The organism is Chlorobaculum sp. MV4-Y (assembly GCF_025244685.1).
Taxonomy (GTDB): Bacteria; Bacteroidota; Chlorobiia; order Chlorobiales; family Chlorobiaceae; genus Chlorobaculum.
The window spans coordinates 219,081-243,241 of record NZ_CP104202.1; the positions used below are offsets into that span (position 1 = coordinate 219,081).

General features: G+C 56.1%; 22 protein-coding genes, 2 tRNA genes and 1 pseudogene. 14 read left to right on the top strand and 11 right to left on the bottom strand.

Annotated features, from left to right (window positions below):
* The first annotated feature begins 41 nt into the window (after positions 1-41).
* The 7 genes from rpsT to NY406_RS01100 all read left to right on the top strand — a co-directional run bounded on the left by rpsT (position 42) and on the right by NY406_RS01100 (position 5,293).
* Positions 42-320 (top strand): 30S ribosomal protein S20, encoded by a 279-nt coding sequence (rpsT, locus tag NY406_RS01070; RefSeq protein WP_260534754.1) that lies wholly within the window; start codon positions 42-44, stop codon positions 318-320.
* A gap of 124 nt (positions 321-444) precedes the next feature.
* Positions 445-1,050 (top strand): Holliday junction branch migration protein RuvA, encoded by a 606-nt coding sequence (gene ruvA, locus NY406_RS01075; RefSeq protein WP_260534755.1) that lies wholly within the window; start codon positions 445-447, stop codon positions 1,048-1,050.
* Positions 1,051-1,056: 6 nt separating this feature from the next.
* Positions 1,057-2,364, top strand: coding sequence for a bifunctional folylpolyglutamate synthase/dihydrofolate synthase (locus NY406_RS01080; protein ID WP_260534757.1), 1,308 nt, complete (start codon positions 1,057-1,059; stop codon positions 2,362-2,364).
* 289 nt (positions 2,365-2,653) lie between these two features.
* The gene (gene rho / locus NY406_RS01085; protein ID WP_010931956.1) at positions 2,654-3,943 is read left to right on the top strand and encodes a transcription termination factor Rho; all 1,290 of its coding nucleotides are present in this window, start codon (positions 2,654-2,656) and stop codon (positions 3,941-3,943) included.
* 296 nt (positions 3,944-4,239) lie between these two features.
* Positions 4,240-4,312: transfer RNA gene (locus tag NY406_RS01090), tRNA-Lys, on the top strand.
* Between the two features lie 37 nt (positions 4,313-4,349).
* A tRNA-Leu gene (locus NY406_RS01095) sits at positions 4,350-4,431 on the top strand.
* A 250-nt stretch (positions 4,432-4,681) separates the two neighbouring features.
* On the top strand, positions 4,682-5,293 hold the full coding sequence (locus NY406_RS01100; RefSeq protein ID WP_260534759.1) for a bifunctional nuclease family protein: 612 nt from the start codon (positions 4,682-4,684) through the stop codon (positions 5,291-5,293).
* A gap of 98 nt (positions 5,294-5,391) precedes the next feature.
* On the opposite strand, the gene bamA is transcribed toward NY406_RS01100, so the two are convergent.
* Both bamA and NY406_RS01110 read right to left on the bottom strand, forming a co-directional pair.
* Positions 5,392-7,908, bottom strand: coding sequence for an outer membrane protein assembly factor BamA (gene bamA / locus NY406_RS01105; protein WP_260534760.1), 2,517 nt, complete (start codon positions 7,906-7,908; stop codon positions 5,392-5,394).
* Positions 7,909-7,943: 35 nt separating this feature from the next.
* Entirely contained in the window at positions 7,944-8,741 is a 798-nt protein-coding gene (locus NY406_RS01110; RefSeq protein WP_260534761.1) for an isoprenyl transferase, read from the bottom strand.
* Positions 8,742-8,995: 254 nt separating this feature from the next.
* Between NY406_RS01110 and gatA the strand changes: the two genes are divergently transcribed.
* Entirely contained in the window at positions 8,996-10,441 is a 1,446-nt protein-coding gene (gene gatA, locus NY406_RS01115) for an Asp-tRNA(Asn)/Glu-tRNA(Gln) amidotransferase subunit GatA (protein ID WP_260534762.1), read from the top strand.
* A 35-nt stretch (positions 10,442-10,476) separates the two neighbouring features.
* Entirely contained in the window at positions 10,477-11,379 is a 903-nt protein-coding gene (gene sucD / locus NY406_RS01120; protein ID WP_260534763.1) for a succinate--CoA ligase subunit alpha, read from the top strand.
* Between the two features lie 80 nt (positions 11,380-11,459).
* On the opposite strand, the gene NY406_RS01125 is transcribed toward sucD, so the two are convergent.
* Positions 11,460-12,359 (bottom strand): SIS domain-containing protein, encoded by a 900-nt coding sequence (locus NY406_RS01125; RefSeq protein ID WP_260633716.1) that lies wholly within the window; start codon positions 12,357-12,359, stop codon positions 11,460-11,462.
* A gap of 274 nt (positions 12,360-12,633) precedes the next feature.
* Here NY406_RS01125 and NY406_RS01130 point away from each other — a divergent pair, with 274 nt between their 5' ends.
* Genes NY406_RS01130 through NY406_RS01140 form a run of 3 tightly spaced genes read left to right on the top strand, consistent with a single transcriptional unit; the run spans position 12,634 to position 15,362 of the window.
* Positions 12,634-12,981 carry a hypothetical protein gene (locus NY406_RS01130; protein ID WP_260534764.1) on the top strand — a complete coding sequence of 116 codons (348 nt, stop codon included), beginning with the start codon at positions 12,634-12,636 and terminating at the stop codon, positions 12,979-12,981.
* A gap of 24 nt (positions 12,982-13,005) precedes the next feature.
* On the top strand, positions 13,006-14,550 hold the full coding sequence (locus tag NY406_RS01135; RefSeq protein WP_260534765.1) for a lipopolysaccharide biosynthesis protein: 1,545 nt from the start codon (positions 13,006-13,008) through the stop codon (positions 14,548-14,550).
* Complete coding sequence (locus NY406_RS01140; protein ID WP_260534766.1) at positions 14,547-15,362, top strand: nitrilase-related carbon-nitrogen hydrolase; 816 nt, start codon at positions 14,547-14,549, stop codon at positions 15,360-15,362. The genes NY406_RS01135 and NY406_RS01140 overlap by 4 nt, the downstream gene beginning before the upstream one ends.
* Before the next feature lie 15 nt (positions 15,363-15,377).
* Here the strand turns inward: NY406_RS01140 and NY406_RS01145 are convergent, their stop codons facing one another.
* The 6 genes and pseudogenes from NY406_RS01145 to NY406_RS01170 all read right to left on the bottom strand — a co-directional run bounded on the left by NY406_RS01145 (position 15,378) and on the right by NY406_RS01170 (position 19,401).
* Positions 15,378-15,875 carry a hypothetical protein gene (locus NY406_RS01145; protein ID WP_260534767.1) on the bottom strand — a complete coding sequence of 166 codons (498 nt, stop codon included), beginning with the start codon at positions 15,873-15,875 and terminating at the stop codon, positions 15,378-15,380.
* 151 nt (positions 15,876-16,026) lie between these two features.
* The gene (locus NY406_RS01150) at positions 16,027-16,194 is read right to left on the bottom strand and encodes a DUF4405 domain-containing protein (protein ID WP_260534768.1); all 168 of its coding nucleotides are present in this window, start codon (positions 16,192-16,194) and stop codon (positions 16,027-16,029) included.
* A gap of 16 nt (positions 16,195-16,210) precedes the next feature.
* On the bottom strand, positions 16,211-16,771 hold the full coding sequence (locus NY406_RS01155) for a Spy/CpxP family protein refolding chaperone (RefSeq protein ID WP_260534769.1): 561 nt from the start codon (positions 16,769-16,771) through the stop codon (positions 16,211-16,213).
* 94 nt (positions 16,772-16,865) lie between these two features.
* Positions 16,866-17,219: a hypothetical protein gene (locus NY406_RS01160; protein WP_260534770.1), complete on the bottom strand. Its 354-nt coding sequence runs from the start codon at positions 17,217-17,219 to the stop codon at positions 16,866-16,868.
* Positions 17,220-17,283: 64 nt separating this feature from the next.
* Positions 17,284-17,777: pseudogene (locus NY406_RS01165) on the bottom strand (RNA polymerase sigma factor).
* 241 nt (positions 17,778-18,018) lie between these two features.
* Positions 18,019-19,401: a phosphoglucomutase/phosphomannomutase family protein gene (locus NY406_RS01170; protein ID WP_260534772.1), complete on the bottom strand. Its 1,383-nt coding sequence runs from the start codon at positions 19,399-19,401 to the stop codon at positions 18,019-18,021.
* A 118-nt stretch (positions 19,402-19,519) separates the two neighbouring features.
* Between NY406_RS01170 and lpxB the strand changes: the two genes are divergently transcribed.
* A complete protein-coding gene (lpxB, locus tag NY406_RS01175; RefSeq protein ID WP_260534773.1) occupies positions 19,520-20,686 on the top strand; it encodes a lipid-A-disaccharide synthase in 1,167 nt (388 codons plus the stop codon).
* A gap of 10 nt (positions 20,687-20,696) precedes the next feature.
* Positions 20,697-20,996 carry a hypothetical protein gene (locus NY406_RS01180; protein ID WP_260534774.1) on the top strand — a complete coding sequence of 100 codons (300 nt, stop codon included), beginning with the start codon at positions 20,697-20,699 and terminating at the stop codon, positions 20,994-20,996.
* Between the two features lie 27 nt (positions 20,997-21,023).
* On the opposite strand, the gene NY406_RS01185 is transcribed toward NY406_RS01180, so the two are convergent.
* Positions 21,024-22,985 carry an FAD-dependent oxidoreductase gene (locus NY406_RS01185; RefSeq protein WP_260534775.1) on the bottom strand — a complete coding sequence of 654 codons (1,962 nt, stop codon included), beginning with the start codon at positions 22,983-22,985 and terminating at the stop codon, positions 21,024-21,026.
* 25 nt (positions 22,986-23,010) lie between these two features.
* Positions 23,011-24,009, bottom strand: a complete 999-nt coding sequence (locus NY406_RS01190; protein ID WP_260534776.1) for a 4-hydroxy-3-methylbut-2-enyl diphosphate reductase — start codon at positions 24,007-24,009, stop codon at positions 23,011-23,013.
* Between the last annotated feature and the right edge of the window lie 152 nt (positions 24,010-24,161).

Sequence of the window (24,161 nt, forward strand, 5' to 3'; positions counted from 1 at the left end):
CGCACACTCTTAACAAGATATTATTATAATAGCACAAGGTTATGCCTCTACACAAATCAGCCGAAAAAAGACTCAGACAGGCAGCGCGCAGAAATGAAAGGAACCGTGCCCGTAAAAAAGAACTCAAGGGCGTTTTGAAAAACATGCAGAAGCTGATCGATGCCAATGCCGCGAAGAGTGAAGTCGAGGCGGCCTACAAGGCTGCCGTGCAGAAGCTCGACAGACTTGGTGTCAAGCGTTACATCCACGCCAACAAGGCTTCGCGCAAGAAAGCACAGCTGACCAAAGTGCTTAACAACTACACGCCGACTGCCGGCTGATCATCGGCCTTTCGCAAGCGTGTCGCGATTGGGCGATGTTTTATATTCAATCATACCCGGCCAGCAACCGGCGCTCTCTTGGCGCTAAAGGTTCGCGAGCCGGGTATCGTCCATCCCATACATCATGTTCGCATTTTTAAGAGGTGAGCTGGTAACGGTCTCCCGCGAGGAGGCGGTTGTCGAGGTATCCGGCATCGGCTACCTTCTGCACATCTCGTCCGGCACGAGCCGCCGGTTGCCCCCGGAGGGGAGCCAGGTTCGTCTTTTTACCCATCACTACATTCGCGAGGATCTTCAGCAGCTTTTCGGCTTTCTCGACGAAGAGGAACTTCAGCTTTTCCGTCTGCTGCTTACCATCGGCGGCGTTGGGCCGAAGCTGGCGATGGCTGCGCTGTCGGGCCTGAGCGTTGGCGAAATCCAGGAAGCGATTGTCGCCAATCGTCCGGAAACCCTTTACGGCATTACTGGTGTGGGCAAAAAAACCGCCGCCCGTATCATTCTTGAACTTCGTGACAAGATTCTCAAAATCCAGCCAGCGACGAGCGGCAAGCCAGCGGGTGCGTCTCACGCCATCCAGCTGAATGAAGATGCTTTGGCGGCGCTCATGACGCTCGGTTTTCCGAAGCCAGCGGCTCAGAAAGCCATTTCGGGCATTCTGGAGACTTCCCCCGGCCTGTCGGTCGAAGAGGTTGTCAGGGCTGCGCTCACCGCTATTCACAATAACTCCTGAGTCACTGTGGATTACCAGCAAGCTATCGATTTCCTTTTTCCCCTTCACCGTTTTGGCATCAAACCTGGTCTCGAACGCATCGAAACGCTGCTTGACGCGCTTGGTCATCCGGAGCGTAAGCTCGGCACGATTGTTCACGTCGCCGGAACCAACGGCAAAGGCACGGTCGCCTCGTGCGTTGCCTCGATCTTCAGCGCCTCGGGCCGCAAAACCGGCCTGTTTACCTCGCCGCATCTGGTCGATTTCACAGAGCGGATCCGCATCGATGGCCAGCAGATCGGTCGGCAGCGAGTCGCTGAATACTGTACAAAGCTGCAACCGGTGGTGCTCGAAACCGGTGCAACTTTTTTCGAGGCGACCACGGCGATGGCGTTCGCCTTTTTCGCCGATGAAGGCGTCGATGCCGCGGTGATCGAAACCGGCATGGGTGGGCGGCTCGATGCGACCAATGTCGTGCAATCCGACGTGGTGATCATCCCGAGCATCGGCATGGATCACACCGAGTGGCTCGGCGGGAGCATTCCGGAAATAGCTGCCGAGAAGGCGGCGATCATCAAGCCAGGTTCTCGGGTGTTTACCGCCGTGCCGGAAGCGGGCGAGGCGTTCGCGCCGATCCGCGAGGTTGCCGAAGCGGCGGGCGCGGAGCTGCACCAGGTCGAGCGGGAGGCCGAGTGGTCGGTGGAGGAGGTTTGTCCGGGCGCTCTCGCCCTGCGAATCGCACTCGATGGCGGGGAGTCGCGGCAGTTTCGGGCTGCGCTGACCGGATCGTTCCATGCGCCGAACGTTTGCCTTGCTGTCATGGCCGCCCGTTCCGAGGGTATCTCGTGGGAACATATCGGCGATGGTCTGGCACGGGTTGGCGCTTCAGGTTACCGGGCGCGCCTGGAACGCATCGCGGACAAACCGGCAGTGATGCTTGATGTCTCCCACAATCCGGAAGGGATGCAGAAAACCGTCCAGGCGCTTCTGGAGATACGGGACCATTTCCGTTTTCTGTACGTGATTATCGGTGTCGCTGCTGACAAGGATGCTGCCGGTATTGTCCACCATATCGCCCCGGTCGCCGACGAAATTGTCGCTGTGGAGCTACCCACAGCGCGGACTCTTCCGGCGGAGGAGCTGGAGCGCTTGTGCGCGGAGTCAGGGGCGCAGCAGGTCAGCTCGTGCCGGACGGTTGCCGAAGCGCTGGAATTTCTCGATCAGCGCGTCGAACCCGAAGATATGATTCTGGTGACAGGTTCGTTCTATCTTTCCGGAGAGGTGGCGGCTATGGAGCGGTTTCGTTCACCGGGCGCATCGGCTGGCACGATATGATTCATCTGTTTTTACATAAAATATTTTATATTCGTGTTGACCTCTGAGATTCTCCAGCCAAGGTCGAGGCCTTCCTCTGGCGGTTCTCCTGGTAAATCCGGTTTCATTACATACCATCTTACCTCATACGGCTTCTTTTCTCATTTTCATGTCGCTTCCTACAGGATCGAAGGTGTCATTCACCATATCCGGCGGCCATCGACGATGATCCCGTTGTTTCTCCTCAGTGATTACGCATGAGGCAGTTCTTTTACTGCATACTTAACCATTAAGCGTTGACCAATCAACAATGTCGAACAATTCGGTATCCAAAGGCCTGGACATCAATGCACTCCAGAAGAAAAAGGTTCATGAACTCAATGCTATCGCCAAAGAGCTTGGCGTGATTACCGCCGGTTTTCGGAAGGAGGAGTTAATCTACAAGATTATCGAGGCGCAGTCCCTGAAAAATCCTGATTCCGAGAGTGGGCAGGTAATGGTCAATACCGGAGTGTTGCAGGTCATACCCGAAGGCTACGGTTTCCTGCGCTCCTCGAACTACAACTACCTCTCCTCCCCCGACGACATCTACGTTTCTCCCTCACAGATCAAGCGTTTCAACATGCGAACCGGCGATACCGTCTCCGGTCAGGTTAGGGCGCCGAAAGAGGGGGAGCGCTTCTTTGCGTTGCTGAAGATCAACACCATCAACGGTAAGGATCCCGAGGTGACCCGCGAGCGTCCCTTCTTCGAGAACCTGACGCCGCTTTTTCCCCATTCGCGCCTCAAGCTCGAAACCCGTCAGAACGAGTACTCCGGGCGCATCATGGATATTTTCACGCCCATCGGCAAAGGCCAGCGCGGACTGATCGTCGCCCAGCCGAAGACTGGTAAAACCATTCTGTTGCAGATGATCGCCAACGCCATCATCAAAAACCATCCAGAGGTTTATCTCATCGTGCTGCTTATCGACGAGCGCCCTGAGGAGGTGACCGACATGGCTCGCAGCGTGGAAGCGGAGGTGGTCAGCTCGACTTTCGACGAAGATCCGGAGAGGCACGTGCAGGTTGCCGACATGGTGCTTGAAAAAGCCAAGAGGCTGGTCGAGGTCGGTCACGACGTGGTGATTCTGCTCGACTCCATCACCAGGCTTGCCCGCGCGCACAACACCATTATTCCGCACTCCGGCAAGATTCTCTCCGGCGGTATCGACGCCAACGCACTCACCAAGCCGAAGCGCTTTTTCGGCGCAGCCCGAAACATTGAGGAGGGAGGTAGTCTGACCATTATCGCTACGGCGCTGGTCGATACCGGCTCGCGCATGGACGACGTGATCTTCGAAGAGTTCAAGGGCACCGGCAACATGGAACTTGTGCTTGACCGGCGCTTGTCGGAGCGCAGAATTTTCCCGGCCATCGACATTCTCCGCTCAGGAACCCGCAAAGAGGAACTACTGTTTACCCAAGAAGAGCTGTCGCGCACCTGGCTGCTTCGGAAATACCTCGGCGACAAGAATCCAATCGAGTGCATGGAGTTTATGCGCGAAAAGATCGTCGAGACCAAGGACAACAAAGAGTTCTTCAAGTACATGAACGCTTGACCTGATTTATCTGTCTTATCTTATTCGTCAGATTGGCCCATCGGATTCGACCTGAAGCAGCTTCCGAAGTAAAAATGTTTTCGGGCATTTTTAATTTGGAAGAATTCCCTTGAGACCCTATATTACTTGCCTTCTAAAACAAAGGAAAGAATTTACTATTCATGCCCTGCGGAAAAAAAAGAAAACGCCATAAAATGGCAGTACACAAACGCAAAAAGATGCGCCGTAAGAACAGGCACAAGAAGCGTTTGCGGTACCAGAACAAGTAGGCTTGTAAAAAGCCGTGAAGCTTGGTTGAGAATATAGCTCAGTCGGTAGAGCAACTGCCTTTTAAGCAGTGGGTCGAAGGTTCGAGTCCTTCTATTCTCACTGGGTACAAATTTGTTCCCTGAAATACATACAAAATGCCCGAGTGGTGGAATTGGTAGACACACCATCTTGAGGGGGTGGCGCCGTTAGGTGTAGGAGTTCGAATCTCCTCTCGGGCACATAAACAAAAAAGCCGCAATACGCGGCTTTTTTGTTGTCGTGAAGAAGCTCATCTTCAAGTATGCGGCATCTTGCCTCGGCTGGTCGTTCCCTTTAAGCTGTTCGCTTTACAGCGGCGGCCTTTAAGGTTCACGCTGACAAATAAATAGCAGCGTTCCTCTTTGATTGAGAAATGTTTAACAGTACTTTTTCGTTACAGACTCACGGCATAACACCGCTTCCGCTGAAACGATAAATGTTCCTGACATTATGCACAAACTTCAGGTTGATATTCTCGGATTGTCAACGAGTCCGCATACCAACGGCGCCTACGCCCTGATTCTTTATGAAGTGGAAGGCAAACGCAAATTGCCTATCATTATTGGCGGGTTCGAGGCTCAGGCTATTGCTCTCAAGCTCGAAAACATAAAGCCGCCTCGCCCGTTCACTCATGACCTGTTCAAGCAAGTTGCCGATGCCTTCGATCTTCATGTCAATGAAGTGTTCATTGATGAACTGCACAACGAAACCTTTTATGCGAAAGTTATTTGCGAGATGGGGGGCGTGGTGCATGAAATTGATGCGAGGCCGAGCGATGCCATTGCCATAGCGGTTCGTTTCAGTGCTCCGATTTTCGTTTCGGAAGAGATTATGAACGAAGCCGGCATTGTCGAGGAGCGCCAGAAAGAAGATGAAGAGCAGGCTTCCGTTGAAGAGCTTGTCGAGCACGAGGGTGAGGAGGAAGCCGCCAAAGGTGAATCGGTTGAGGCAGAGCTGAGCAGCAAGCTCGAAGAGGCGATCAACCGTGAGGATTACGAGGAGGCGGCGCGAATAAGAGACGAGCTTTCGCGTCTCAGGAAGGGTGGTGAAGGTGAGGCGTAGCCATCTTTTAGTGCACCCGCAAATTCTTTCGGAGCCATAAAAAAGCCATGACTAAAAATTTTCTAGTCATGGCTTTTTCAGTTTACAGAAAAGAACGGTCAGTCGTTGGGCTGACCGAACGAGAAGGTGAAGTTCCAGCCTTGAGACTTTTTATCCGGTTCTGATGGAGCGGAGTCAAACCCGTAACCGTAGTCGATACCGATCTGGCCGATGATAGGCAGGTAGAGCCTCAGACCGATACCGGCTGATTTTTTCAGATCGGTCAGGTCGAAGGTTGATGCATCAGCCCAGAGATTGCCCGCTTCTGCAAAAACCAGGGCATAGATGCTCGCCGAAGGACTGAGCGTAAGCGGGTAGCGAAGCTCGGTGGTGAATTTAGAATAGATTCTGCCTCCGTACAGATCGGTTTCACCATCGAACTTCTGACCGAGGCTGTGGTCAGGATAGCCACGGAGCGGGATGGTCGGCAGGGACGACATACCACTGCCGCCCATATAGAAGTAGTTCGTGTAGGGGATATAGTCATCTTTGCTGAAGGTGTCGAGGTAACCCTGCTGTGCGGATACGTTGACGATCAGGTCTTTCGATACCGGGAAAAACCAGCTTGTTGTTCCGATCAGTTTGTAGAAGTTGATCGTTCCGGGTAGCACACCTCCAGCCAACTGGGCAGTAAAGACGCTCTTGCTTCCATGCCGCGGATAGATCGGGTTGTCGATACTGTTTCTGCTGATTGTCTGGGTTATTGAGAACTCCTCGGCCTCCTCAGGCGCATCTGTCTCGTTGAGGAAGCTGACGAAGCCGCCTTTGGTATGCAGGTAGCTCAGTCGCCAGCTGATAGCGAAATAGTCGTCTGGCCAGGTGAGTCTTCTTCCGATGGTGATGTTAGCGCCGTACTGGTTGATTGTTTTCGTGGCGTCACTGACTCCATTATTAGTCAGATCGTAGCTCTGCTTGGTTTTGAATGCGGTGAACCCCAGGGAGGTATGGGTGCCGAACGCCCACGGATCGCTTGCTGACAGCGAAAGGGTCCGGTAGTTGTTGGAGCCGAACTGCCATTGCACGGCGAGTCTCTGTCCGTCGCCGTGGGGCAGTGGCCGGTATGCCGACGGATGAAAGAGGTCTCCGAACGAGAAGTTGTTGAAGGTCAGACCAAGAGATCCGGTGCCACCGCTCGAAGCGCTGTAGCCGATGGCGGCGTTGAAGGTATCGGTCTGTCGTTCTGTCACATTATAGGTCAGATCGACCGTATCGTTTTTCTGGTTTGGCTGGATGTCCGGTGTCAGGGTTTCAGGGTCGAAATAGTTGAGCATCGAGAGCTCCCTGATGCTTCTGACGACGTTCTTCCGGCTGAAGGTGTCGCCCGGAACAGTATAGAGTTCCCGCCGGATAACGTGATCCTTCGTTTTGGTATTTCCCTTGATGTTGATGATGTTCAGCGTGTAAGGGTCGCCTTCTGTCAGGGTGATGACCAGATCGACCTGATTTGGCTGCACCACCTGTTCTTCGAGTTGTGCTCTGAATGAGAGGTATCCCCGGTCGAGGTACAGTGAACTGACATCGGAATGATCCTGGGAGTAGTTCAACCGTTCGTTGATCTTTTTTGCACTGTACAGGTCACCGTTTTTGACGCCGAATGTGGTATTGAGTATCTGGGTCGTGGCGAAATCCTTGGTGTTGCCGATCCAGGTGATGTTCCTGATATGATATTTTGGCCCCTCTTCGACGTAAATATCGAGGATAAGCCCTTTTTTGTCATCGGTGTAGGTGACTGTGTCCTTGACTATGCGTGCGTCGCGATAGCCATTGTCGCGATAAAATTCAACCAACAGGTTCTTGTCCTCTTCGAACTTGTCCTTGTCGAGTTTGGGCTGCCCGAAAATTTTTCGCCACCATGAGTTCTGCGTGGTCTCTTTGAGCACACCCCGGAGTTTGCCCTCTTTGAACGCTGTATTGCCGTGGAATCTGATTTTTTCGATGACAACCTTGCTGCCTTCGTGAATGGTAAAGATCGCTTTGACTTTGTTCTCGCCGGTATTCTGGAGTCGATACTCCGCGCCTGCTGTCAGATAGCCTTTCGCTGCATACTGCTTTTCGATTCTGTTCTCGGCGTTCAAAAGCTCCTGGTTGCTTATCCGTTGTCCGGGGTTCAGATTGGCGGTGTTCAGCAACTCCTTTGTTTTGAATTTGTGATTGCCCTGGAACTCGACGCTTTGGAGGAGAGGGAGCTCGGTGACGACAAAGGTCAGCTTGATGTTGCCACCGCCAAGATCGGTCTGTTCGATCTGGATATTGCTGAAATATTGCAGGTTCCAAAGGTATTGCAGCACGCCGGGAATCTCCTGACCCGGGACAGTAATCTGGTCATTGATTTTGATGGGCAGGCTTTTGAGCAATTCAGACTCCTTGATGGTCTGAAGTCCGCTGAAGGTGATTTCGCGGACGGTGAGCGTGCGGGTTTCCTGTATGGCGGCTGCTGCCGGACGCGCTGTAACGGAGCTGTTTGCCGGAGCCGAAGGCTTTGCCTTGGCAAAAACCGAAGATGAGGGGATGTTGAGCAGAGCCAGAACAATCAGGAGTGCTGATAACCTGTCTGGTGGAAATGGTGTCGTTTTCATGAAAGGGCTGATTGGTTCTGTGTTTCAGTTCGGCGTTATTCTACTTCATTGGTTTTCAGTTGCTCGCTGGTCTTGCCAAACCGTCGTTCGCGTTTTTGAAACTCCCGGATGGCTTCATACAACTCGTTGCGCCGGAAATCGGGCCAAAGGGTGTTACTGAAAATGATTTCGGAATAGGCGTTTTGCCAGAGCATAAAGTTGCTGATGCGGTACTCACCGCTGGTTCGTATCAGCAGATCAGGATCGGGCATTGATTCGGTTGAAAGATACGAAGCAAATAGATTTTCATCTATGGTTTCGGGGTCGAGCGAACCCTGTTTTACCTGACGGGCGATGTGCTGACACGCCTGGGTGATATCCCATTTTCCGCTATAGCTCAGGGCGATGGTCATGGCCATGCCTCGGTTTTTTCTGGTCAGCTCTATGGTTTCATCGAGTGTCTTGTGCACGTCATCGGGGATCATCTCCATATCTCCGATAACCTCCAATCGGATATCGTTTTCAAGCAGTTTCACGGCCTCTTTTCTGAGCACCTTGATGAGCAGCTTCATCAGGGCCGAAATTTCAGGTTTCGGTCTTTTCCAGTTCTCGATCGAAAAGGTGAACAGCGTCAGGTTTTCGATGCCGAGTTGAGAAGATGCCTCGACCACATCTCTCACCGATTCAACACCAGCCACATGGCCTGCAATGCGCGACTTGCCTTTGATTTTCGCCCATCGGCCGTTTCCGTCCATGATGATGCTGATATGCCGGGGAAGCACGCAGGATGATTTCAGCGTTTCCTGGATTCGGGTATCTTCAGGATCAGATTTCGATGTGAACCACTGGGGCATGTAAGAGTAGGAAAATCCAAGGGTTAATGCTGTTCATCGGACCTCGCGGCTTTTAGAGGGGGTTCGTTATCATCCTTGAAGCGCGCAACCTCCATCAAATTGAATTATAGACAGTTATTTATTATTATACAAACTTCATGGCGGCAGAGCCCCCTGGACTCTTCCGGCCGGCAGCGCCCTCTATCCGCAGGAGTTGTTGTCCCGCCGCAACATGCAGATGAACGATCTTCAATTTATAATCCAGCCGAATAAACGTGCAGTTTCATGGTTACGAGGACCTCAGGTCCAGGCTGCTCTCAGGTGAGCTAACCTGTGAGCAGGTGATTTCAGATTATTTACAGCGCATCGATTCCCGCCGCGACGACAATATTTTTACCGTTGTGTTTCACAACGAGGCAATGGTTCGTGCTCGCGAGCTTGACGGCAAGCTTCAGCGCGGCCAGGCCCCCGGGGTGCTTTTCGGTATGCCGATTGCCATCAAGGACAACATCGCCATGAAGGGTGCGCCTCTGTCGTGTGCCTCGAAGATTCTCGCTGGTTACGAAAGCGTTTATGACGCCACGGTGATCGAGCGGATGCATGCCGAGGATGCCATTTTTGTCGGACGCACCAACATGGACGAGTTCGCGATGGGCAGTTCCAACGAGAACTCTGCTATCGGTCCGGTGCCGAATCCCTACGATAAAACCCGCGTGCCCGGCGGCAGCTCCGGCGGCTCGGCGGCGGCGGTGGCCAATGATCTCGCCATGGTAGCGCTCGGCTCTGATACCGGCGGTTCGGTTCGCCAGCCCGCAGGTTTCTGCAACATCATTGGTCTCAAACCAACTTACGGCCGCATCTCGCGTTACGGCCTCGTCGCCTTCGCCTCGTCGTTCGACCAGATCGGCCTGCTCGCCGCGAACTGTGACGATGCGGCGCTCGTGCTTGGCGTCATCGCCGGAAAGGACGAGCATGATGCAACCTCGTCGCACCACGACGTGCCGGAGTACGACGCCACGATGGATCACGTCTCCGTCGAGGGACTGCGCATCGGTGTGCCGCGCGCGTTTTTTCCCGAGAGCCTCAATGCCGACGTGGCCGGAGTGGTCAAGGCGGGTCTGAAAAAGCTCGAAGATGCTGGCGCTGAGCTGGTCGAGATCGACCTGCCTGAAAGCGACTACGCCATCGCAGCCTACTACATTCTCGTCACCGCCGAGGCTTCCTCGAACCTCGCACGGTTCGACGGTGCGCGCTACGGCTACCGTTCGCCCGACTCGCCTGACCTTTCGAGCATGTACGTCAACTCGCGCACCGAGGGATTCGGCGCGGAGGTCAAGCGTCGCATCATGCTGGGTACCTACGTGCTTTCGGCGGGCTACTACGATACCTACTACAAAAAAGCGCAGCAGGTGCGCCGCGTCTTCCAGGACAAGTATCGCGAAGCGTTCGAGAAGGTCGATGTGATCTTCGGGCCGACCTCACCCTTTCCGCCTTTCGGTATTGGCGACAAGATGGACAATCCGCTCGAAATGTACCTGGCCGACGTTTTCACCGTTCCGGCCAGCATCGTGGGAATGCCCGCCATCAGCGTGCCGGTCGGCTTCGACAGCCTCGGCCTGCCAGTTGGCGTTCATCTGATTTGCAACTTTTTCGAGGAGGGCAAGATGCTCGGCATCGCCCGCCATCTCCAGACCTTGTGTCAGACAGTTCCGTCCAACTGACGGCTTTTTTCATCACCACAAAAGATTATGGAAATATGAGCGTTCTGGTCAATAAAGATACCCGTCTGGTCGTGCAGGGAATCACCGGTGGCGAGGGAACCTTCCACACCTCGCAGATTCTGGAGTATGGCACCAACGTCGTTGCTGGCGTCACTCCCGGCAAAGGCGGTATTCTCTATAATGGCAACGAAAAAGATCAATTCTGCCGCCCGGTTCCGGTGTTCGACACCGTGAAGGAGGCTGTCGAAAAGGCCGAAGCCAACGCGACGGTGATCTTCGTGCCCGCGCCGTTCGCCGCTGACGCCATCATGGAGGCTGCTGCCGCCGGTTTGAAGGTGATCATCTGCATCACCGAAGGCATTCCGGTCAATGACATGATGAAAGCCTACAGCTACGTGCAGGAGAAGGGCGCAGTGCTGGTCGGTCCGAACTGCCCCGGCGTCATCACCCCCGGCGAAGCCAAAGTCGGCATCATGCCCGGTTTTATCCACAAGAAGGGCACCATCGGCGTCGTTTCGCGCAGTGGCACCCTGACCTACGAAGCGGTGCACCAGCTCACCGAAGTCGGCCTCGGCCAGTCCACCTGCATCGGCATTGGCGGTGACCCGATCATCGGCACCCGCTTTCTCGACGCCGTCAAGCTCTTCGCCAAGGATGACGACACCGAAGGCCTCGTCATGATCGGCGAAATCGGCGGCAGCGCCGAAGAAGAGGCTGCCGAGTACATCAGGAAATATTTCAAGAAGCCGGTCGTTGGCTTCATCGCAGGCCGCACTGCCCCTCCCGGTCGCCGCATGGGCCACGCCGGAGCTATCGTCTCCGGAGGCAAAGGCACCGCCGAAGAGAAGATCAAAGCAATGGAAGCAGCAGGCATCAAGGTTGTCGAAAACCCCGCCGACATCGGCGAAGCAATGCTGAAGGCGCTCGGCAGAGCTTGATGGCTTTCTTCAGTCCAGTTACAATAAAAAGAGCGCTTTCGGGCGCTCTTTTTATTGGTGGCAGACAGATCTGAGAAACACTACAACCCCAGTGTCACCAGATCGTGGATGTGAACTATCCCCACCGGACACCGCTTTTCATCGCACACCATGAGCTGGGTGATGCGGTGGGTTTCGAGAAGTTCGAGGCAGGCTTTGGCCTTCATGTCGGTTGAGACGGTTTTCGGGTTGGGGGTCATCACCTCTGAGGCCTTCTTGTCGAGGAATGATTTGCCGGTCTGCACCAGTCGCCGCAAGTCGCCGTCGGTGAAGATGCCGGTCAGTCGGCCCTCCGCATCCACGATGCCGCTGACGCCGTAGCGTTTGGAGGTCATTTCGAGGATGAGGTCCGAGATGGTCGCACTCTCGCTGACGACGGGTAGCGCCTCTCCCTGTGCCATTACGTCGCTGACTCGCATCGTCAACTGCTTGCCGAGCGAGCCTTTTGGGTGGGTGAGGGCGAACTCCTGGTCGGTGAAGTTTTTCTTTTTCATGAGGCAGATCGCCAGCGCGTCGCCCATCGCGAGCATCGCCGTGGTTGAGCTGGTTGGCGCGAGGTCGTATGGACACGCCTCCTGATCGACGCCGGTGTCGAGCACCACGTCGGCGTTCATCGCGAGGTAGGAGCGAGGGTTGCCGGTGAAGGCGATGATGGTCGCCTTCCGCTCCCGGAGCGCCGGGAGGATGAAGTTCAGCTCTTCGGTCATGCCGCTTTTGGAGAGGCAGATGACCGTGTCGCCCTCCGAAACCACGCCGAGGTCGCCGTGCGCCGCTTCCGCCGGATGGAGGAAAATGGCCGTGGTGCCGGTCGATGAGAGCGTTGCCGCGATCTTCTGGCCGATAATGCCCGATTTGCCCATGCCGGAGATGATGATCTTGCCTGTGCAGGCGAGCATCAGTTCAACTGCTCTGGAAAAGTTCTCGTCCAGCCGCTCGCTCATCAGGCGGACGGCTTCGGCTTCCTGCAGAAGAATGCTCTTGCCCTCCTGTATGGTGGTTGCTTGTTCTTTCATCATCGCTGGTATGGGTTCGGCAGCAGCGATCCGGTTCGCCGCCAAAAGCTGGAAATATTCATTTTTAATCCGATATTCAGCGCTATAATCCGGAAAATTCATGATATTTTCAAAGCCCGGACCGGAAGCGCCGGAGTTACCGCGCCGCGGCGGCTTCGCACAGTTACCGGAAACTGTTCATGCTAACCATAACTTGCGGATTATGAGCTGGATTTTAATTCTCGGATTTGCTCTGTCGGTCTTTTTTCTGCTCATGTATTTTCTCTCCAAGTTCGTCAATCACATGAAGATGGAGCAGAACATGGAGATCGAATCGTTCAAGGACAGCCTGATTGACAAGGACAATCCGGTCGGTTTGACGGGTGAAGAGCTCGAAAAGATGAAGCAGCAGCAGGCCGAAGCGCAGGCGCATCTGCGCGAGGTGATCTCCAAGATTCCGGTCATCCAGAAAGACGGCAAGTTCCAGGTCGATATGGACGCCGTCCGGCAGCAGAAGGCGGAGGCCGCCAAAACCAACGGCTCGATCGGCCCGGCGACCGGCAAGAACTGACCGCTACCTTCAGCTACCCAGCGGATGTTCTCCAAACTCAAGCTTCTCGCGAAGGATACGGTCATCTACGGCGCGAGCACCATTCTGGCCCGCAGTCTTAACTATGTTCTCGTTCCGCTTTACGCCAACAAGCTGACCACCTTCGATAATGGTATCCAGGCGGTGGTTTACGCCAACATCGCCCTGGCGAACGTCATTTTCACCTACGGTCTCGAAACCTCCTACCTGAAGGTCGCCTCCGACGCCATCAAACGGAACGAGGACGAACGCTCGCTGTTTTCGACCGCTTTCTTCAGTCTCTTTGTTACATCGATCCTTTTTTCGGCGCTGATGCTGCTCTTTGCGCCGTCGATTGCCGTAGCCATCGGCCTCGCGTCCAGTTCGGGCATCTACATACAATACGCCGCCGCGATTCTTTTTCTCGATACGCTGCTCGTCGTACCGTTTGCCGAACTGCGGCTGAAACGCAAGGCGATTCCGTTCGCGCTCGCCAAGGTGATGGGCGTGGTTGGCGGCGTGATCAGTACCTTCGTGCTCATTCTCGGACTTCATGCGGGTCTCTCCGGCGTGTTCATCGGCGAGGCGCTCGGTTCGGTGGTGAGCCTGCTTTTCATTCTGCCGGTATTCAAAAATCTCAAACCCACTTTCTCGCCCGGCATGTACCGGCAGTTGCTCGGCATCGGTCTGCCCTACGTGCCGACTGGCATCGCAGGTCTGCTCATCCACCTGATCGACCGGAACCTCCTGATCCGCATTTCGCAGCAGGATATCGACCGGCTGTACGGCGCGGGTTTCCAGGCTTCGGATATTACCGGTATCTACGGGCGGGTGGCGGCATTTGGTGTGGCGCTCCAGATGTTCATCCAGATTTTCCGCTTCGCATGGCAGCCCTTTTTTCTGCAACATGCCGACGATCCAGAAGCCAAGCCGCTCTTCAAGCAGGTGATGAACCTTTCGGGGATTGCGGTGATCGTGCTCGCCGTGGCCTGCACCTTTTTCGTGCCCGATCTGGTGCGCTACCACTGGGGCGGCAAGCTTTATCTTCTGCCGCCGAAATACTGGATGGGCATGTCGATTCTGCCGTGGATCTTTTTCAGCTACGTATTTGACATGATTTCGACCAACCTGTCGGCAGGTATTCTGATTACCGGAAAGACCAAATATCTGCCCGTGGTGACCTTCGCCGGTGCCGCAGTGACGACCGTCGGGTGCTGGATTCTGATTCCGCTTGGCGGCATGGATGGTGCGGCGGTGGCTATCTTGTTCGGCACGGCGGTGATGTGCCTCTGCATGGGGTGGTACTCGGTGAGGTTTTATCCGATCAACTATGACTGGGGCCGTTTGTCACTCTTGCTCGGTGCCGGGCTGGCGTTCGCAGTATGGCATGACGACCTGCTCGTCTGGCTTGCCGGCTTCGGGATCAGCGGCCTGCTCGCGATGATGGTGAAACTGCTGATTGTACTGCTTTATCTGGCTCTCGGCGTGCTCATTTTCCGCAACGAGGCGTCGGCTGTCGTGAGGATGGTAAAGAGAAAATTGCGTCCGGCGGGAGGTTCCGGTACTCGATGATGCGCCTCGTTACCGTCCAGTTCACGCCACGTCTCGGGGAACGCCAGGCGAATCTCGAAGCGATCCGGAAGCTGCTCGATCCGGTGCATGCGGACATCGTTGTTTTGCCCGAGCTGTGCACGAGCGGCTATTTTTTCGTTTCGCGCGAAGAGCTTGCGCCGCTCGCCGAAGCGCCGGGCGGCATGGCGTGTGCTTTTTTCCAGCGCCTCGCCGATGAAAAGCGGTCGATCATCATCGCCGGTATGCCGGAGGTGGCGGGAGAGCGTTTCTACAATTCGGTGTTTGTGTTCCGGCCCGGCATTGTCGAACCGCTCGTCTATCGAAAGTCGCATCTCTTCTACAAGGAGCGGTTCGTGTTCGAGCCGGGCGATACCGGCTTTCCGGTCATCCGCGACGAACGTCTCGACATTTCCATCGGCATCATGCTTTGCTATGACTGGCGTTTTCCCGAAGTGTCGCGCGTGCTGGCGCTTGACGGGGCCGACCTCATTGCCTGTCCGTCCAATCTCGTCACCGATGCGTGGAAGAAGGTGATGCCCGCTCGCGCTATCGAGAACAAGCTGTACGTCGCCGTGGCCAATCGGTGCGGTACTGAAACGAGGGGTGATGAGACGCTGCTGTTCAAGGGATGTTCGGCGGTGTATGATCCGCAGGGCGAGATAGTTACGCTTGCTGATGCTGAAGTCGACCGGGTGCTGCTGGCGGAGATCGATCCCAAGCCATGCCGCGACAAAAGCTTCAACGAATTCAACGACATTTTCGCCGACCGGCGTCCCGAGTTGTACGGCGCGATCTGTCGTCCCCGCCGTTGAAGTCCTCGATCTCCGTTACCGCTTTTCAGCCATCCGGTTGATCCGGCTGACCAGCTCGGAGGGTTCCATGCCATTTTTCGTGGCGATGTCGCGAATCGGCTCTTCCGGGGAGGCTTTGATGCCCTGTTGCTTCAGGGCCTGTTGCAGGGCGAGCGGCGAGACGCCGATGGTTTCGGCGGCCTCCGTGAGCGTTTTGCGGCCCCATCCGGAACCCTGAAGTCCGCCGGTTTGCCTGCCCTCCATGATAATGTTGTAGAGCTTCTGCACCTCCAGGCCGTTCTCTTCCGCAATCTCTTGCAGCGTCTGGCTGGTACTCTGCACCTTCACGCCCGCCGCGCGGAGCTTTTCGATCATCGTTTCAGCCGACGCGCCCACCTGCGGTAGTTTTCCAAGCTCTTCAAGGGAGAGGGTTTCGGCATGAGGCACGGGCGGCCCGCCGGTTTTGTTCTCCCAGGAGGCTGAAAGCCGGTCACCGAGCGCGATGATCTGCTCGAATGGCGGCAAGTTCGGCAAAAAGAAGGAGCGAGGTTACAAGTTCTGCGGGGCTGTTCAAACCCTTCGATGCTTTGGTTTTGATGTAAGAGAGGAATGCTTTCCAGTTGATGACGAACAGGTGGAAGATCGACACCATGATGAAGGCGAAGCCAAAGACGACGTGCTGGTTCTACCACCCTTTTTTGGTCAGGCAAAAGATATTCCAGTCAGTCCAGTTTGCCACCCTTTCTGGTGGAGAGACAAAGCGTACGATGCCTGAGATGAGCATCACGAGAAAGATCAGCACCAGCCCTGTGCTGATGAAGACACGCCACTTGAAATGTTGCTGGACAGTCATGCCTGTTACCGGATTATCAGGGTTCAGAAACTGATGGAGGGATTGAGCCTCGATGATTGTCTTCCCGATCTTCCCGATGGGGTCGGCCTCTCCATGAACTCATTTTCTGGTACCTGACGGTGTAGATATTGCTGAGCAGCTTTTCCAGAGAATCTCGCTGGGCCGGTGTGCAGAGCGCGGCAAGTTCGTGGAAATGGAGGGCGAGAGCCTTTTCGAGCCAGCTCTGTCGCTTGCCGAGGCTGTCGGCGATAGCGGCGATTTTGGTCTGGTCGGGATTTGGCTTGACCGCTTCGGAGATCATCTCTTCTTTGAATTCGATAATCTTCTGCACAGCGGGCATGGTCTTGCGGAAATGTTCCTGTCGAAGCTTTCTGAATGCCGTTTTTTGCTGATCAGTCAGATCCAGTTTGCTCCCCCCATGCGGGCTGGTTCCGCTATAGAATCGGGTGATTTCAACCGAACGGTAACTGCTGCTGACAAAGTTTTGCCACCAGAGGACACCCAGCAACGTGACGTTAAGAATGGCCAAAAGCACAAGGGCTGTTGTGACGAAGCGCTTGGAAGAGAGAAAGTCCATCGTAATCATTGATAATTAATACCACAAGAGAGTGCCTGCGCGATGCGTTTCATTCTTGCAGGCTGTTGCCGTCCAAAGTATCCATCTCCAGGCGTCAGCGGCCAATAGCCGACTGATCGTCGTAATAGGAGAGCGCCGGGCCGCCGTAATCTTCGCTCAACGATTCGGCGATGGTTCCCGAGGAGCCGGTTGCTTGCGGTGTCTCGTGCATGAAAAGCATGAGGGCCGAAGCGATATTCAGCACCATCAGGAGCGTCATGAAGGCGAGCTTCGGACTCAACGCGCCGCCAAACAGAGCAGCTCCGGAAGATTTTCCGGTCTCCATCCCGTCGATCCGCTGCATGAGCCTGGCCCTGAACAGGTGATTTACCTCCACCCTGGGCATCTGGTCCAGCAATTCAAGGGTCTTGTTGACCTCGGCGTTGCGTTGTTCGATAGTTCTGTTCATGTTTTTTTCGGTTGCTATCAAATGTGACGTCGAAACGTTTTAAATCTTGTGTCGAAAGAAGCGTTCACTCTGCCGACCGGTAGTGACGTTCAAGACGCGATTGCAGATTTTTTTTGCCCGGTGAATCAGCGACTCGACCGCCGGAATAGTGGTCTGGAGGATGTCGGCAATCTCCTGGTTGCTGTAGCCATCCTGCTTGCTCAATAGGAACGCTGTTTTCTGGTTGTCGGGCAATCCGTCGAGCGCGTTTTGCAGCACGGCCACGCGTTCCTTATTGCCGAGCACGTCGGCAGGGTTGTCATCATCGGCGGCTAGTATCGAGTCCGCCGGATCGTCAATCCCGATGACCCGCTTCAGCGAGCTGAACCGCTTCTTGCGTTTCAGGCGGCGTAGGTGATCCAGCGACTTGGTGACGGCGATCCGGTAGATCCAGGTGGAGAGTTTCGACTCCTCGCGGAATTTGTCGAGCGATCGATAGACTTCAATGAATACCTCCTGCGCCAGATCCTCGGCATCTTCGCGATTGAAAACGAAGCGGTAACAGGTGTTGACGACCATATCCTGGTGTTCGGCGACAAGTTCGCTGAATGATCGCTCCGCTGATGTTGAAGCCTGCTGCTGCAATAGACAAATGTTAGAGCAAATCGAAAATAATTTCCGGTAAATCCTGTGCGTTGAAAGCAAAGCGCAGGGTCGTCTTTCAGGTCAACCGCAAGCGTTTCGCGCTTTCCGGAACTGTCCGGTATCGGGCGGAATGCCACGCGGTAGGACGCCATCCTGCCGGGTTTCTTGCGCTGTTTTAAGCGAGTTTCGATGCGAACGCGAGTACTTTTTCGACTTTTTCGGTTGAATCGGCCTCACAATAGATCCGGAGCACCGGTTCGGTGCCCGAGGCCCTGATGAGCAGCCAGCCTCCCTCGAAATGGTATTTGAAGCCGTCAAGATCGTTGAAGCCGGTGACCGGATAACCGGCGATGCTCTTCAGCTTGCCTTCCGACGCTGCTTCGATGATGGCCGCTTTCTTCGATTCTGCGACCCTCATGTCGAGACGGTTGTAGCTGAAAAATCCATACTCGTCGTACAGCTCTTCGACCAGACCGGTCAGCGTTTTCTGCCGTCGCGCCATGATTTCAAGCATCAACAGGCCGGTATAGACGCCGTCCCGCTCGGGCAGGAACGAGGTGATGCCGATGCCGCCGGACTCTTCACCACCGATGAGAATGTCGTTGGTGGTCATCAGGCGGCTGACATATTTGAAGCCGACCGGCAACAGGTGCATTTTCAAATCATGTTTCTGGCAGATTCTGTCGATAATGTCGGTCAGGGCAAAGGTTTTGGCCACCTCACCACGCTGGCCTTTCTGTTCGACAAGGTATTTGAGGACGATGGCGAACAGTTTGTGCGAATCGACAAATTCTCCCTTCTCGTCGAGCATGCCGATGCGGTCGGCGTCGCCGTCGTTGATGATGGCTACGTCGGTCTCGACCTCCTTGAAGAACTCCACGAAATCAGCGATGTATTGCGGAATCGGTTCGGGATTGATGCCGTCGAAGCCCGGATTGAGCGAGCAGTGGTAGCAGTTGACCATCGATTCGTCGAGCAACCGGGTGACGATGTCCTGACCCGCGCCGTACATGGCGTTGTGAGCGATCTTCAGTCCCGACTCGCGGATCAGCTTCAGGTCGAGCTTCGATTCGAGATAGGCAATATATTCCGACTTGATGTCGGTCATGGTGATCAGGTTTTCCGCTGGTTTTACCGGTGTTGCGGGATCGATGCCGGGCAGATTTTTCTCGATTTCGTCGATCACTTCCGGGTGTGCCGGCCCGCCGTAGGAGGCCTTGACCTTGAAGCCGTTGTAGATCGGCGGATTGTGCGAGGCGGTGATCATGACGCCACCAGCGAGTTTGTGTTCCCTGGTGTAGAATGAAACCGCCGGTGTGGAGACAAAGCTGTTGGAGAGGAATACCTTGAGGCCTATCGACGAGAGCACTTCCGCTGTGAAACGGGCGAACTCCTTCGACATGAAGCGCGTGTCGTAACCGACGCAGACGCCGTTGGACTTGTCCGGATGCGAGAGAAAATATTTACCGGAAGCGAGAGCAGCCAGCTTGAGATTGTCGTAAGTGTATTCTTTGGCTATAATTGCCCTCCATCCATCGGTTCCGAATTTGACTTGCATTCTATAGTAGATTTGATATAATGGTGTTGACTGGCTACTGGCTCTTTTCGTGCATCTGCCGGTTCCTCTTCCTGTACACAGGCGCGGTAACGTGACACAAAATACGGTTTCCTGTTCGATGATGCAATCAACGCAGACGATGCCCCGGAAGAAGCTTTTCGTTCTGGCTGGAGAGGTTTCCGGCGACCTTCATGCGGTGGGTCCCGTGCGCGAGCTGCTCGCAGCCCGGCCTGATACGAAAGTGTTCGGCGTGGGCGGGCGAAAGCTCGCCGAACTCGGTGCGGAGCTGCTTTATACCACTGACCAGATGAGCATCATGGGTTTCGTGGAGGTGCTCAAACACGCGTCGTTTCTGCGCAAGGTGATCCGTGAACTCAAAGCGGCCATCGTGCGGGAAAAGCCCGATGCGGCGCTGCTGATCGACTATCCCGGCATGAACCTGCACATCGCGGCGTTTCTGAAGAAGCAGGGCATTCCAGTGATCTACTACATCTCGCCACAGGTTTGGGCCTGGAAGGAGCGGCGGGTCGAGAAGATTCGTGCCTGCGTTGACCGGTTGCTGGTGATTTTCGACTTCGAGGTGGAGTTTTACCGTCGCCACGGCATCGAAGCGGAGTTTGTCGGCAATCCGGTCGTCGAGGAGCTGGCGGAGCTGGAGTTTCCGCCAAAGCCGGAGTTCCTCGCGCGGATGGGCATCGATCCAGCCGTCCGCACCGTCGGGCTGCTGCCGGGCAGCCGTAAGCAGGAGATCGAGAAGATTTTTCCCGAAATGCTCGGCGCGGCAAAACGCATCGGCGAGCAGGGCAAGACGGTTTTCCTGCTCGGCAGGTCGCCGCATATCGATCCGGCGCTCTACGAGCGGCACCTCCGCGAGGCGGGCATCGAGCCGCTCGACTGCACGTCGTACGAAGTAATGCAGTACAGTGATCTGGAGCTGGTCACCTCCGGTACGGCGACGCTCGAATCGCTCTGCTTCGCCGTGCCGATGGTGGTGCTCTACAAAACCTCGCCGCTGAACTACTTCATCGGCAAGCGGCTGGTGAAGCTCCACAACATTGCGCTCGCCAACATCGTTGCCTGCGGATTGCTGTCGGAAAAACAGACCGTGCCGGAGCTGATCCAGCACGAGGCCAACGCCGGAAACATTAGCCGTAAAGCGCTGGAAATTCTTTGTGATGACGTCGTATTGTCGTCGATGCGGCGAGAACTCAGGGAGGCGCGTGCGCGGCTCTCCTCCGATTTGCCCTCACGCCATGTGGCCACCGTGCTGCTTGAATATTTATGACCTGCAAACCATGACTACGATTATCAACTACCTGACCGCTCATCCGGTGGTGCTTGGCATCGCGGTGATCTTTTCGCTTTTGATCGTGCTCTCGTTCGCTCGGCGGATTCTGCGCTTTCTGATTGTTTTGGCCGCTCTTGGCATTCTCTACGTTGCCTGGGTAAGCTGGCACGGTGGCAACCCCGCCGAAAAAGTAGAAAAGGCGGGCAAGTCGGTAAAACAGGCCGTCCACAAGGGTGAAGGAGTGATGAGGGCGGTCGACTGGCTTTTCAAAAGTGAAGACCGCCCTCGGAAAGAAGAGAATAACTGACGACAGAAACGCGAGTTATCAGCCATCTTATCTGCTGATCGCTCCGGTCGGGCAGTGATCGATCAGCTCTTCCCGGATCGAGACTGCATCTGCCGAAACCGACTCCATCGTGCGGATGCAGACGCCGCAATCGACGCACTTCTCCCGCTCGAACCGTATGTTGCCCGATCGGTCGATGCTGAAGTATTCGTGCGTCTCTTCGGTGGCCGGAGTCGCCACGCCGAACGCTGTGGCGAGGTTCCGCAGGCGGCAATTGTCAACCGCCTGGCAGCGGCAGCGCAGGCAGCGCTTGGCCTCCTCGCGGGCCTGTTCCGGATTGTACCCCGTCACCGCCTCCTCGAAGCTTCTGCGTCTCGATTCCGCCTCAAGCTCCGGTACGGCCACTCGCGCCGCAGGCCTCGCCCGGTCGTAGAACTGGTGCGGGGCCTTGTCTCGCGCTCCGTACGATGAGTTGAACATCGCCGCTCCCGTCGCTGCCGGATCGCCGCCGTTCAGGAAGCGGTTGATGGCCTCGGCAGCCAGGCGGCCCTGCCGGACAGCTTCGATGGCCAGATCGGGGCCACTGACGCAGTCGCCCGCCGCGAAGACGCCCGCCGCGCCGGTGAGCATCGATCCATCATTGACTTTGACCTTGCCGTTGCGCTCAGTGCCGACGCCCGACGCCGCTTCAGCCGGGAGGTCAACCTGCTGGCCGGTGGCCGAAATGACCGTGTCGGCCCGGAGCGTGAACTCCGAACCGGCGACGGGAACCGGACGACGGCGGCCACTCGCGTCCGGTTCGCCGAGCTGCATCTTCACCGCCGTGACGACGAGGCCATCCTCACTTTTTTCAATTGCAACCGGCGCGGTGAGCAAACGAAGCTCGACCCTTTCGGCGACCGCTTCTTCGATTTCGAGGCGGTTGGCGGGCATCTCCTCGCGTCCGCGGCGGTAGAGAATCGTCACCGAATCAGCTCCAAGTCGCAGGGCGGTTCGCGCCGCATCGATGGATGTGTTGCCGCCGCCGATGACGATCACCGACTTGCCGGGCGCGGCGGCGGTTCCGTCCGCAACGTCGGCAAGAAACCCGATGCCGCTCTGTACGCCGTCAAGCTCCTCGCCCGGAATGCCGAGTTTCGAGGCTTGGCTTGCGCCGATGGTGAGCAGCACGGCGTCGTGCTCCTTCTGCAACTCCGCCAGTACAGCATCTTTCCCGAACACGGTCGAGAAGCGGAAGTTCACACCCATTTTTACCAGCGGCTCGATGTCGGCGTCGATCACTGCTTCGGGCAGACGGAATTTCGGGATGCCGTAGCGCATCATGCCGCCCGCTTTTTCGTTCGCATCCAAAATCGTCACCTCGTGCCCGCCGATCAAGAGGAACCACGCAGCAGTGAGTCCCGCCGGGCCAGCGCCGACGATGGCCACGCGCTTGCCGGAGACCGGTTTGCGCTCCGGAAGTTCCGATCCGTAGGCCATCTCCCGGTCGGCGGCGAAGCGCTTGAGGGCGCAAATCGAAACCGGCTCGTCCACGCCGTGGCGGCGGCACGCCTCTTCGCACGGAGCGGGGCAGACACGCCCAAGAATGCCCGGCAGCGGGATGGTCTGGCGGATAATGTCGATGGCCTCGCGGTCGTTGCCTTTGGCGATGGCCGCGACGAATCCGGGAATGTCGCAACCTGCCGGGCAGGCCAGCTCGCATGGCGCGAGGCAGTCGCCGCAGTGCCGGGCGAGGAGCCGTTCGAGGCTCTGTCGGCGCATCGAGTCAAGCTCGGCATTGCGCGTTTCGACCACCATGCCTTCGCTTACCTTCGTGCTGCACGAGGGGATGAAGCGGTTCTTGCCCTTGAGCTCGACGATGCATATCCAGCACGAGCCGGTCGCTTCGATCTCTTTGTGGAAGCAGAGCGTCGGGATGCGGATGCCGTTGTCGCGAGCCGCTTCGAGGATGGTCTGTCCCGGAGCCGCCTGCACGTTGCGGCCATCGATGGTGAGGTTGACAGATTTCATGGTTGGTAACGTTTCTTGGTTGCATTCATGCGTCCGGGTTGGCGGAGTCATCGCCGAAGGTCTTGCCGATATGGTTGGCCACCTTTTCGAGCAGCCACATGGGGGTCGAGGTCGCTCCGCAGATGCCTACGCTTTCGACCGGTTTGCCATTCTTGCCGACGAACCACTCGGGCTGGATTTCATCCACATCCTCGATGAAATAGCTTTTCGGATTGGCGTCTTTGCAGATCGAGTAGAGCACCTGGCCGTTCGAGCTTTTGCGCCCCGCCGCGAAGACGATGCAGTCGTTCGCCAGCGCGAAGTCGCGCAGCTTGCCGTTGCGGCTCGAAACCTGGCGGCAGATGGTGTCCTTGAAAACAAGCTCCGGCATCGCGCGAGCGCCGGTTTTTTCGGCGGTGATGTCGATGTCGCGTACGGCCATCCACTCGCCGCTCTCCGTGCCGGGGTTGCGGTGGCCGTGTTCGGCGAAGAGTTTTTCGAGGTTCCTCTTCAGCTCGTAAAAGCCAGGCACGTCCATCGTGGTCTGGGAGATCAGGGCGGTTTTACGGCTGAGGTCGAGCGGGGCGATTTCCGCCTCATCGGAGAGGTCGGGGTGCTTGATGACGACGCCTTCGTCGTCGCACTGGCCGTTGATACCGATCACCTCCGGGTGAACTTTCTTGCCGTAGATCACTACCTGGTAGCCGAGCTGGTGCAGCATTTTCGCGGTCTTCTGCAATTTGGCCACCACCGGGCAGGTGGTGTCGGTGATTGCGAGGTTGTTGCGGCGGGCGGTTTCGTAGGTCGAGGGCGGCTCGCCGTGAGCGCGGATCAGCACCTCGGCGTTCCGCAACTTCTCGAACGCCGGAATGTCGATGGTCTCCATGCCGAGCGCTTCGAGCCGCTTGACCTCCACCTCGTTGTGCACCACGTCGCCGAGGCAGTACAGCTCGCCGGCCTCTGCGAGTTTCTCTTCGGCAACGTGAATCGTGCCCTGCACGCCGATGCAGAAGCCGGATGATGTTCTGTCAAGATTGATTTTCACGATCGTCTCTCCGGAATGGTAAGGCCCGCGCCTTTCAAGGTTCAGATTTTGCCGGAAAAGATACAATTAAAATGGGAAAGGCAATGAGGTGGTGATCTGACAGAACAGTCCGTTCCGACAGATCTGCGGGAACCTTGCGGATTTTCGGGACA

Excerpts from the sequence above, each read along its gene's own strand:
- rpsT (WP_260534754.1), top strand. The coding sequence starts at position 42 with ATGCCTCTACACAAATCAGCCGAAAAAAGACTCAGACAGGCAGCGCGC.
- ruvA (WP_260534755.1), top strand. The coding sequence starts at position 445 with ATGTTCGCATTTTTAAGAGGTGAGCTGGTAACGGTCTCCCGCGAGGAG.
- rho (WP_010931956.1), top strand. The coding sequence starts at position 2,654 with ATGTCGAACAATTCGGTATCCAAAGGCCTGGACATCAATGCACTCCAG.
- NY406_RS01100 (WP_260534759.1), top strand. The coding sequence starts at position 4,682 with ATGCACAAACTTCAGGTTGATATTCTCGGATTGTCAACGAGTCCGCAT.
- bamA (WP_260534760.1), bottom strand. The coding sequence starts at position 7,908 with ATGAAAACGACACCATTTCCACCAGACAGGTTATCAGCACTCCTGATT.
- NY406_RS01110 (WP_260534761.1), bottom strand. The coding sequence starts at position 8,741 with ATGCCCCAGTGGTTCACATCGAAATCTGATCCTGAAGATACCCGAATC.
- sucD (WP_260534763.1), top strand. The coding sequence starts at position 10,477 with ATGAGCGTTCTGGTCAATAAAGATACCCGTCTGGTCGTGCAGGGAATC.
- NY406_RS01125 (WP_260633716.1), bottom strand. The coding sequence starts at position 12,359 with ATGAGCGAGCGGCTGGACGAGAACTTTTCCAGAGCAGTTGAACTGATG.
- NY406_RS01130 (WP_260534764.1), top strand. The coding sequence starts at position 12,634 with ATGAGCTGGATTTTAATTCTCGGATTTGCTCTGTCGGTCTTTTTTCTG.
- NY406_RS01135 (WP_260534765.1), top strand. The coding sequence starts at position 13,006 with ATGTTCTCCAAACTCAAGCTTCTCGCGAAGGATACGGTCATCTACGGC.
- NY406_RS01140 (WP_260534766.1), top strand. The coding sequence starts at position 14,547 with ATGATGCGCCTCGTTACCGTCCAGTTCACGCCACGTCTCGGGGAACGC.
- NY406_RS01150 (WP_260534768.1), bottom strand. The coding sequence starts at position 16,194 with ATGACTGTCCAGCAACATTTCAAGTGGCGTGTCTTCATCAGCACAGGG.
- NY406_RS01155 (WP_260534769.1), bottom strand. The coding sequence starts at position 16,771 with ATGGACTTTCTCTCTTCCAAGCGCTTCGTCACAACAGCCCTTGTGCTT.
- NY406_RS01160 (WP_260534770.1), bottom strand. The coding sequence starts at position 17,219 with ATGAACAGAACTATCGAACAACGCAACGCCGAGGTCAACAAGACCCTT.
- NY406_RS01170 (WP_260534772.1), bottom strand. The coding sequence starts at position 19,401 with ATGCAAGTCAAATTCGGAACCGATGGATGGAGGGCAATTATAGCCAAA.
- lpxB (WP_260534773.1), top strand. The coding sequence starts at position 19,520 with ATGATGCAATCAACGCAGACGATGCCCCGGAAGAAGCTTTTCGTTCTG.
- NY406_RS01180 (WP_260534774.1), top strand. The coding sequence starts at position 20,697 with ATGACTACGATTATCAACTACCTGACCGCTCATCCGGTGGTGCTTGGC.
- NY406_RS01185 (WP_260534775.1), bottom strand. The coding sequence starts at position 22,985 with ATGAAATCTGTCAACCTCACCATCGATGGCCGCAACGTGCAGGCGGCT.